The sequence below is a fragment of the Levilactobacillus angrenensis genome (genome assembly GCF_003946085.1).
Classification (GTDB): Bacteria; Bacillota; Bacilli; order Lactobacillales; family Lactobacillaceae; genus Levilactobacillus; species Levilactobacillus angrenensis.
On sequence record NZ_RHOB01000003.1, the window covers coordinates 174286 to 183312 of the forward strand.

Below are 9027 nucleotides of genomic sequence, written 5' to 3' on the forward strand. Positions count from 1 at the left end.
ATGACCTACTTACTCATTTTACGGGCCATCAATGCCGGCACCACGCACTGGCTGACCATGGCGGACCTGCGCGATTGGCTGCGAGTAGCTGGCGCCACCGCCGTTAAAACCGTTGGCAATACCGGCAACTGCCGGTTCACCAGTCCCCTGGCGCCGCTGGCCGAACACCAGCTCGTGGCGGACCTACTGGCCGAACACCTGGACTTTGCCCAGCCCTTTGGCCTCCTGACCCGGGCCATCTTTCTGCGAGAAATGGCCCAGGCACCAATCTGGTGGGGTAACGGGCAGCCAGGCCAGCACATGGTGTTGTTTAAACTGACGACCTATTCTACTGACCAGGACAGCTGGCTGTTACGCCAGTTGACCACTAACGACCACGTTTTCATCACGCCACACCTCATCTTCTGGACCGTCAGTTACCAGGACTTCCGTCATTCCGCCTATGGTCAACTGAACGGCACTCCATTTTACCAGCAGACCAGCACCCGCAGCTACCGGACCGTACGGCGTTTACAGGCACTGCTGGCTGAAGACGTGCTATACTAAAACAATAATTATTTTGGGAGGACCTTTTTCATGATTAAACCGATCATTCACGATCAAACGCGTTTGGCCCAGCCATCGACGCCCGCCACGGTGGCGGACGCGGCCACTGTGACCGACCTATGCGACACCTTGAAAGCCAACAGCGAAAATTGCGTGGGTATGGCCGCCAATATGATTGGCGTTAACCGACGCATCATCGTGGTCGACCTGGGAATGTTGCCCATCGCCATGGTGAACCCCGTTATCACCAGTCACGCCGGCCCTTACCAGACTAGCGAAGGTTGCCTGTCGCTCACGGGTGAACGGCCAACCCAACGGTACCAGACGATCGACGTTGACTTCTTGAACGCCGCCTTTCAACCGCAACACCAGACGTTCACTGGCTTCGTGGCCCAAATCATCCAACACGAAGTCGACCACTGCAACGGGATTTTGATTTAGTCAGTCGTGTCAGCAGCGACCTAGTCGAAAGTGGCCTAACTCGTTGGCTTCCGAAACGGCAACGTTCTGGCCGATTTCTGGCTTTCAATCTTTCGTTTCCAACCAAAAAATAACCACCGAAACCATTTGCTGATTTCGGTGGTTATTTCTTTTTGGGTCGTAACTTGAGCCAACCCCAGCCAATCAAGGCCAGGTTAAAAATCATGAGCAGCGCCCACAGCCAAAGGTAGTCGCTGATGGCGTCCGGGACGTGTGCGCGCCACAATGCTAGCGCCATGCTCACGACGATAACGCCGTTGACGACTAGGCCCAGCTGCTTGGTCCGCCGGTGATGGGCAAATGCTGTGGCTAAAATCAAGACGACCATCACCGCCGTCATCAGCACGTTGGCCCGTTGCCAGCTGAATTCGACGCCCAGACTGGTGTAGGTCGCCGGCTGTAGCGACACGATCAGCAAGAACATCAGGCTCCCGACCACATTGAGTAAGGGCACACAACCATACAGTCTCTGCATTTTCGTCACCCCTTTGTGTTCCCTTCATGATAGGGACTCCAGGTCAAAAAGTAAACCAAAACGCTGGGGCTAAGTTATGTTGCATGACTAACTAATTACAGGTCTAAATGTCGGAAGATGAACATCGGTTGAAAACATTGGCACCACGCGACTCATGGCGTAAAGGTTCGGTATTGACAGCGTTGCAGTTCGTGCTGGCCGCCTGCCATTCGCCAACTATTGGCACAGCCCATCAATCCAGTCAAAGAGTTCCGGTAGATCGTAATCACCACTGTGGGGTGTGGCCCACGGCAGAGCGAAATCCACGTCGTAGCCGCGATTGGCCAGTTTGGTCGCCAGAATCACGGGGATGGCAAAAGACGTGTCGCGGTCCGCCGCCCCGTGGCGAATGCGCCAGTGCGGTGCCACGTGACTTTGTTTCCGTAATAAGTACGTTAGCGGATTGACCGCTGCCACCAGGTCAGCGTCGGCCAAGTTGGCGGGAACCCGACTGTGGGCTTGCGCAAACGATGTAAAATGGCGGGCGGCCGTCAGGCGACTGCCGAACAAGTCGTTTTCGGGATTGCTTAAGTCCAGTGCATCAAAGGCCGGGACTGATTTCATCCGCGTAATGGCTCGGAGATACTGCGGCCAATCAATGCGCGTCACGGTCGACCCGTTGACGATCACACCGGCATACTTGGTCACGTCTTGACCGGCCGTCAATGCCGTTTGCGCTGAATCTTTCAGATAGCGCAGGATCAAAGCCTTGAAGCTCCCCTCACCCGTGTGGTCCAGCGACAACGGATTGCCCGCTCGGTCTTTAAGCTCGAGGCTATTGAGATACGGGGTGAATGCGGCCTTGAGTTGAGGCGACAGTGCCCGTTCCTGGTCGCTGAGATGACCGTGGACGGGGGTGCAAATTTGCCGGTTATCTTCGACTCGAATCTGTTGGCGGTGCCACTGATCAATGCCATTGAATTCCCATTCATAGGCGGCATCGGCGTGTTCCAGGTTGTGAATCGGGCAGTAAGCAGAGACGGCAAAGATATCGTCCGTTGCCGGTGCTGCGCCCAAATCCTGCAGGCGACTTTCAAAGAAGTCCGCATTCCCGCTGGCCCCCATCAATGCTGACGTGGCACCCCCGGCGCTGGTCCCGTTGGTGATGATGCGTTCAGGATTACCCGGGAGCCGGCCAGCGTTGAATTTGACGTAGCGCACGGCGGCCTTCATGTCCACGATAAACGCTGGGGCCTTACCAAGATTTTGGCCTTGACCATCCGTTTGCGTGCGGCCCCGTAAGCCTGCGGCAACCACCACGTAACCACGCTGAAGGGCGCGTAAGATGGTCGTCCCCCGGCTGTACACGGCTGGATTACCCGGAAAGTCCCGGGGGCCCGGCAAATAACCGCCGACCGTATTGGGCATGAAGATGGGCGCGGTCACCCGCTGATACCCATTTACCGTGCCGCCGCTAAAATACGGTGTCGGCACGAAAACGTTGAGGCGCTGAATCGGGTCCACCGGCATCGTCACGTAGTTGAGGTCCATAAACGCCCGGTACGTGACCGGTTGCCCATCGAGTTGGCCCGTGTGGTCTTGTCCCTGTGTTTCATCAAATCGTAAGGGCGTTGCCATGCTAATTCCTCCATTTCGAATCCAAAGTTGTTGGCTCTACTGTAGTGGAAATTGGCCGCCGACGCAATTTTTTTGCCAAGTGGCTACTCAGCGATTCCGCTGCTGAATGAAGTCGCCAAGTGCCCACCAATCCGGTAATGGCGGACGCACCCCACCGGTAACTCGGGTAATCTTGGTCGGCCAGCTGACCTGATAATCAATGGTCGCTGCCGACAGTGAGGGTGTTTGGTAGCCCTTTAAGTAGCTGTTCACGCGACCGTCAAATTGGACCACGTCCCCGTGTTTGAGCTGTCCCAGCTGGCAAAACCCCTTGGTCAGGTTGAACCACAGATGGTCCGTCATCAGTCGATTGTCGCGCAGTAACCGAGCCTCCCGCAGCAGAATCGTTGGCTCCTGGCCGTGATAGCCTGCTTTAAGACCGTAGCGTTCAAATGTCCCCTGAAACCGGTGACGCTCGTCAGTGCCCCGCCGTGCTAAATGTTTTCGTGCAGTCATCAGTATTGCCCCCTTTACAGGTCAACTCCGTAAACGAAAGCAAAATATTTTTAGACATTGGCAATTTGTGAAACTAACGAGCCGTTTCAGTTGTTGTAAGCGTTACCATCAGGTAGAATAAATTCAGTAATTTCACAAGTACTGATGGCCCTTATTCTTTTCACGAAATCAACGAAAGCGAGCGATTATTATGCAGAACCTGTCCCGGCACATTTCGTTTCCCCGCCTCTTGATTTTAGGCGCATCCAGCGTGATTGGCAGCAGCTGGATCTACACCAATGGTATCTTCTTCGATAAATACGGCGCGGGTGGCGAAATCTTCGGCTTCATGCTGGCCACCTTCATCACGGTACTGGCCTCGCTGTCCTTTGCGGAACTGTCGTCTATCTTTCCGCGTAGTGGCGGCCCCGTGGTTTACAGTTACTTAGCTTTTGGCAAACGTTGGGGCTTTGCGACCGGCTGGGCGATCCTGGGCGCGTATTTGAGTGCGCTGTCCTTTTACGTCACAGCGTCAAGTATGTTGCTGGCAACGCTGATCCCCCAGATTTCCGCTGGCCCAGGGTACACGATTGCCGGCGCCCACGTCTCACTGCTGGAACTGGCGATTGGTGTGGCCTTCACGCTCTTCATTTTCGCGCTAAACGTTCGCGGTACCAAACTGACCGCTGGCGTGCAAGCCGTGCTGTTTATCGGTTTACTGATTCTCGGCGCATTATTGATCGTGACTGGCTTTACGCAAGGCAGTGTGCACAACTTCTGGCCCGCTTTTGCTGCGGGGAGTAATCCTTGGGCCAACGTGGTGCGATTCGTCTTGCCCGCGATGACCTTTTTGACCGGCTGGGAAGTCGTGACCATTTTAGCGGAAGAAGCCGCCATGCCGCCACGGAAAATCGGTAAGGCCGTGGTCGGGGCCATCCTGCTGGCAGCCAGCTATTACATTATCGTCTTGCTGGCGAGCACCTGGGTCTACCCGTGGGAAAAGACGGCTACCTTCAGCATGGGGTCCATTACGGCCTTCACCGCGGCGGGCTTTCCGTTGCTGGGTACGGCCGCCTATCTGATCGCCTTTCTCGGCCTGCTGACCAGTTTTATCGGGTTATTCACCGCGGCGCCCCGATTGATTTTGTCCCTGGCGCGGGCGGGATTGTTGCCCCCACAATTCGCCAAGATCAATGAAAAACACAATACACCAGTCAACGCGACGGTCCTGGTCTTGGTGTTCGCGGTTGGCTTCGGCTGGCTGGGGAAAGGCGCCATGACGTACTTTCTCGACTTAGGTGGTTTCTTCGTGGCACTGGCCTGGGCGATTACGGCCGCGGCATTGTGGCGGATTCGCCGGACTTACCCCACGTTGAACGGTGGCTTCCGGTTAAAACGCCTGTGGCCAAGTCTGTTGGGTGGCCTGCTAGCTATCTTGATCGCCGGTGCAACCCTGTATCCCAAGTCGCCGGTCGCCTTGGCCTGGCCCACGGAATACATCATGTTAGCCGTCTGGTTGGGGTTAGGCCTACTGTTTTATTGGCTGGGCCGCCGCGAACACCAGCCGCAAGACGTGGCATTGCATCATTTGCTGGGCGAGAAGGAATTCACACGGTTGATTGATGTGAAAAAACAACAGGATAAAGCTGAATAACAAAAAAAGGGTCTGGGACAAAACATCCCAGACTCCTTTTGCGCCAACTTTAAATGGCCGAAACGTGCGTCAAAAGGCAGCCGGTTCCGCTTAAAACTGATAACCAAACAATCCAAGCCCGGGATTATTCGGTTATCAGCCTTAATGCTCGCCGGCTAACCGCCTTTTGTCCCACTCTTTTTTTCGTCGTCATTCTTGATCTTGTTTTAACAAATTAAGTAAGTCACGGTCCCGCTGAGCCACAATTTTGGCCCCGTCATCGCCGTTCCAGTCGTAGAAACCGCGGCCAGTCTTGAGTCCCAGTTCGTGGTCGGCTACCTTCTTGGCCAGCGCGGGGTCTTCTCCTTGCGTGGCCCCCAGGTCGGCGTAGAGGTATTTGCTGATGTTGTCGAACACATCCAGCCCACCGAGGTCGGCACTGGCAATCGGCCCGACCAGACTCCAGCGACGGCCCAGACTGTATTTGATAATGTCATCGACCGCTGCCGGTGTGGCGATGCCCTCATCCACGATGTGCAGGGCTTCTCGTAAGACCGCCAGTTGAATTCGGTTGCCCACGAACCCCAGCGACTCTTGCTTGAGACCCACCGCATGCTTGCCAATGTGGTTCATCAAGGCCACGGTCAGGTCCACCGTGGCAGTCGCCGTCTGTTTACCGGGCACGACCTCAACCAATGGCATCAGTTGCGCTGGATTCCAGAAATGAGCCACGACAAAACGGTCAGGTTTGCGCAAAACGGACTGAATGGCGGTCGGACTGAGGCCGGACGTGTTGGTGGCCAAAATGGTCTCGTCACTCACGAAGGATTCGACCCGTTGCCAGACCTGTTTCTTCACGTCCAGGTCTTCGATGATCGACTCAATCACAAAATCGGTATCGGCTAACGCAGTAGCGTAGTCGGTCGTCGGCGTGATGCGCGCAAGGATCGCCGCGTCAGCCTCATGTAACAACCCGGCTTCCCGGAAAGTCGCTAGGTCATGCTTGATGGCCGTCATCCCCTGTTGCAACGCAGTATCGCTGGTGTCTAGTAGCCGCACCGGATACCCCTTCACGGCAAATTGCAACGCCGTGGCGTGCCCCATGGTTCCGGCACCCAGGTTGGTGATGGTTTTGATGGTCGTTAGGTTCATTTGAAACGCCTCCAAGTTTTTTTGGTTTGCGTTCTCTTTGCTCTCTTTGTTTAGTTTAGCATGAAAGGTATTACGATTCGTTGACAGATTTGAAAAAGCGCATGCTAGAGTTCCATATGGAATTCTAGCATGCGCTACTAGCTATTTAACAACAAAAGTTTAGTGTACCTCACAAGATGAAGTCTTTAACTTCCCCTAAAAGAAGTAACAAGCTTAGAAAATATTACCCTCGTTATTCACATAAGATCAACTAATTAGTAATGACTAGTTCCGAAACACTACCACGTCCACGGGCTCTTGCAGAAATCATCCTTGCAGCCTGAATTCGACAAATTGTAAAATCCTTATACAAATTATCAAAAAAATCATCGTTTTTATCACTTTGATGGGGATCGGAATTGCTCAACGCAAAATGGGTTCCTGCATTAGCAATTTTCATTACATACGTAGCTAATTCTCTCTGTGAATCATCGTTAAAAGTAGATTTAGCATAACTGGTGAAGCTAGCAGAGTCAGTCAATGGGCGATAAGGCGGATCAAAATAAAAAAATGTTCGGTCTCCAATATACTTACCTGTATTTCGATAATCGCCAAGTAAAATTTCAGTATTCTGCAATAATTTTGAAAATTGGTGAATGTTGTTATTATCATACAAATTAATACTTTTTCTACGTCCAAAAGGTACATTGAACAATCCCTTAGAGTTCACACGATAAAGTCCATTAAAATCGGTTTTATTTAAAAAGATAAATAAAACTGCCTGTTGAATTAGATCCCCATCGCCATCTATCAGAATCTTATTAAATTGCGTTCTCGCTTCATAAAAGTAAGCTTTCTTAGCTTCAAAATCATCATTTTCAGGTAATGCATTATACGCCACTTGAATCTTATCTAATCCTGCTGTTACTTCTCTTAAATTATCACGAACTTGCCGATAGAGATTTATCAATGCCGGATTAATATCCATGATAACCTGACGTTTAAATTCATACTTAGACGCCAGATGCAGAAACATTGATGCTCCACCAGCAAATGGCTCAACATAGGTATCAATATTTTCAAAATCAACCTTTTTCTCTGCCTCTTCTTGAATAATAGCGGCCAGACGTTTCTTGCCACCTGCCCACTTAATTAGAGGGCTAATTTCAAGCGGTTTCGCTCTCAAAATTGCCATTAAAATAAGTTCCCCTCTTCATACTGAACTCGTCGTTTAGCAATGTCCAGATACTCACTAGATAGATCAATACCAATACAATGGCGGTGTAATATCTGGCATGCCACAGCAGTCGTGCCACTACCTACAAATGGGTCTAACACCGTCATTTCTTCTGTAGTAGAGGCCTCAATCATTCGTGTAATAATACTAATCGGCTTTTGAGTTGGATGTTGACCAAAAGTCCGCTCTTTCTTATTAATTACCGGAGTCGACCAAACATCCTTCATTTGTTTACCACCATTATATTCCCGCATCAAATCATAATTGAAGTAATGCTTACTCTTTATACTTTTACTTGCCCAAATAATATTCTCAGTCGAATGTGTAAACATTCTTCTGCCCAGATTAGGCGGTGGGTTAAGTTTCTGCCAAGTTACGTTGTTCAATAATCGATACTTGTGTTTTTGTAATAAGTACCCAATCTCAAAGATATTATGCATTGTTCCAAAAACCCAAATAGTCCCATTAGGTTTTAATAATCTTTTAGTCTCACTTAAAAAAAGATCATTAAATCTTTCTGAATCGCCATACTTTTCAGTAACTTTATCCCAGTCACCCTTATTCACGCTAACTTGCTTGCCACCACGATTACTAGTGCCCCCATTGGATAAGAAGTAAGGCGGATCAGCAATAACTACATCAACACTTTCTTCCGGCAAAGTCTTCATCATTTCCAATGAATCTGCCTGATATAACCTAATTAATTTATTATTATAAAATGGCTGAATCATTTCATCACCCCCTACTCAGTCTGGATTAATCTTACCGCTTATCTTCGCTACTTAGTACAATTTTCTCTTCAATTTCGTCATTCTTTTTAAGAAGTCATACTGAGGAAACTTAGTTAGCGTATTAGGTTACAAGAAATACTAAATATCAACTATTATACACTACCTCTAAGACTGACAAAAAGTGCTAAAATTATTCATAAATATTGATCTTGTTGTTTTTAAATTGCTTCCCAAACAATAAGCCTCAGTATTAATTATTTTTCTCACCCTACGATCAGCTTAAGACAAAGGCTTGCCGTCGTATACTACTATAACTTTGGAGGATCAACATGAAATTACCAACAAGTGTTTTTGATTACTTATCTCTTCCGGCTCAAAAACGCATTGATTTGTTTCTAGACACCAATACGCTAACTAACAAGCCAGCAAATTATTACATTGATTTTGACGCAGTCAACAAGCGCGTCGATTCCAAATTGTTCCTATTAGACAAACTCACTAATGAGTTTAAACCCAAATCCGTTGAAGAAGTATTACAATATTTTTCCAATAATTTGAGAGCGTAAAATATCTTGTGTAAATGCATAAAAGATTTCTGAATTGTATAGAAATAGGGAATGCCTTCCCTTATGATATTTAGTAATCACAGAAAACATCACAGGAGGCATTCCCCATGAATGAACTTACCACAGAAATTATCGCT

10 protein-coding genes are annotated in these 9027 nt (G+C 49.7%); 4 read left to right on the forward strand and 6 right to left on the reverse strand.

The features are described 5' to 3' along the window. Both EKM83_RS02760 and EKM83_RS02765 read left to right on the forward strand, forming a co-directional pair. Positions 1 to 546, forward strand: a complete 546-nt coding sequence (locus EKM83_RS02760) for a DUF1697 domain-containing protein (RefSeq protein WP_125575115.1) — start codon at positions 1 to 3, stop codon at positions 544 to 546. A gap of 30 nt (positions 547 to 576) precedes the next feature. After that, the gene (locus EKM83_RS02765; protein WP_125575116.1) at positions 577 to 987 is read left to right on the forward strand and encodes a peptide deformylase; all 411 of its coding nucleotides are present in this window, start codon (positions 577 to 579) and stop codon (positions 985 to 987) included. Positions 988 to 1129: 142 nt separating this feature from the next. Here the strand turns inward: EKM83_RS02765 and EKM83_RS02770 are convergent, their stop codons facing one another. The 3 genes from EKM83_RS02770 to EKM83_RS02780 all read right to left on the reverse strand — a co-directional run bounded on the left by EKM83_RS02770 (position 1130) and on the right by EKM83_RS02780 (position 3613). Further along, the gene (locus EKM83_RS02770) at positions 1130 to 1501 is read right to left on the reverse strand and encodes a hypothetical protein (protein ID WP_125575117.1); all 372 of its coding nucleotides are present in this window, start codon (positions 1499 to 1501) and stop codon (positions 1130 to 1132) included. Positions 1502 to 1717: 216 nt separating this feature from the next. After that, positions 1718 to 3118, reverse strand: a complete 1401-nt coding sequence (locus tag EKM83_RS02775) for a subtype B tannase (RefSeq protein WP_125575118.1) — start codon at positions 3116 to 3118, stop codon at positions 1718 to 1720. A gap of 87 nt (positions 3119 to 3205) precedes the next feature. Then, complete coding sequence (locus tag EKM83_RS02780) at positions 3206 to 3613, reverse strand: hypothetical protein (RefSeq protein ID WP_125575119.1); 408 nt, start codon at positions 3611 to 3613, stop codon at positions 3206 to 3208. Positions 3614 to 3803: 190 nt separating this feature from the next. Between EKM83_RS02780 and EKM83_RS02785 the strand changes: the two genes are divergently transcribed. Continuing rightward, on the forward strand, positions 3804 to 5246 hold the full coding sequence (locus EKM83_RS02785) for an APC family permease (RefSeq protein ID WP_125575120.1): 1443 nt from the start codon (positions 3804 to 3806) through the stop codon (positions 5244 to 5246). A 189-nt stretch (positions 5247 to 5435) separates the two neighbouring features. Here EKM83_RS02785 and EKM83_RS02790 read toward each other — a convergent pair whose 3' ends face one another. The 3 genes from EKM83_RS02790 to EKM83_RS02800 form a co-directional block, all read right to left on the reverse strand. After that, entirely contained in the window at positions 5436 to 6377 is a 942-nt protein-coding gene (locus EKM83_RS02790) for a 3-hydroxyacyl-CoA dehydrogenase family protein (RefSeq protein WP_125575121.1), read from the reverse strand. Between the two features lie 250 nt (positions 6378 to 6627). Then, positions 6628 to 7551, reverse strand: coding sequence for a DNA adenine methylase (locus EKM83_RS02795; protein WP_125575122.1), 924 nt, complete (start codon positions 7549 to 7551; stop codon positions 6628 to 6630). Next, positions 7551 to 8324 carry a DNA-methyltransferase gene (locus tag EKM83_RS02800; RefSeq protein WP_125575123.1) on the reverse strand — a complete coding sequence of 258 codons (774 nt, stop codon included), beginning with the start codon at positions 8322 to 8324 and terminating at the stop codon, positions 7551 to 7553. Before EKM83_RS02800 ends, EKM83_RS02795 begins: the two co-directional genes overlap by 1 nt. Positions 8325 to 8653: 329 nt before the next feature. Between EKM83_RS02800 and EKM83_RS13250 the strand changes: the two genes are divergently transcribed. After that, positions 8654 to 8890 (forward strand): hypothetical protein, encoded by a 237-nt coding sequence (locus tag EKM83_RS13250; RefSeq protein WP_164505569.1) that lies wholly within the window; start codon positions 8654 to 8656, stop codon positions 8888 to 8890. Positions 8891 to 9027 lie beyond the last annotated feature (137 nt).